The organism is Klebsiella sp. 28 (assembly GCF_018223905.1).
GTDB lineage: Bacteria > Pseudomonadota > Gammaproteobacteria > Enterobacterales > Enterobacteriaceae > Klebsiella > Klebsiella pneumoniae.
Map to the genome: position 1 here is coordinate 1 of NZ_JAGRQY010000321.1, position 610 is coordinate 610.

A 610-nucleotide genomic window follows, 5' to 3' on the forward strand; every position below is an offset into this window, starting at 1 on the left:
GCATCCGGGGTGGGGAACCCGTAATGCGCTGAGCTATTTTGGCCTGACCTATATCGAATTCCTCGCCATTGCCGACCCGGACGAACTGCGCGCCGCGACGGACAAATTCCTCCTTTCGCGCGACGCCGCACGGTTGCTGCCGGAGAATGAGGCGCTGTTTCGGGTGGCGCTGCGCAGCGACGACATCGACGCCACCCATGACCAGTTGCGTCGCACAGGGGTGACAGTGTCACCGATTGTCGATGGCCAGCGCAACGATCCGCAGGGCAATATCATCCGCTGGCGGATCTTCACCATCGATGGCGACACTGCCGGGCTGGTCTATCCCTTTGTGCTGCAGTGGGGAGAAGACGACGCCACCCGGCTGACGCGGCTGCGCGCCCAGAGGCTGGACGCGCCGCATCCGCTGGGCGACATTGCGCTTGAGCAGGCGGTGTTCGAGGTGGTCAATCCGCAGGCGGTGCGCGATCGCTGGCAGGCGCTGCTGGGCTTTCCGCCCCTGGGGGAGCAGGGACTGGACGTGGGCGGCCAGCAATTTATCTTCCGTGAAGGGGCTGCCAACCAGCTGACCGAACTGGTGTTCCGCGTCGCCAACCCGGCGCTTAAGGGG

The 610-nt window shown here is 65.1% G+C and carries 1 protein-coding gene; it reads left to right on the forward strand.

Features of this window, described 5'->3' with window-relative positions; all coding sequences use genetic code 11:
- A partial coding sequence (locus tag KHQ28_RS28845; RefSeq protein WP_211777811.1) for a VOC family protein occupies nt 1–610 on the forward strand: 610 nt, incomplete at both ends.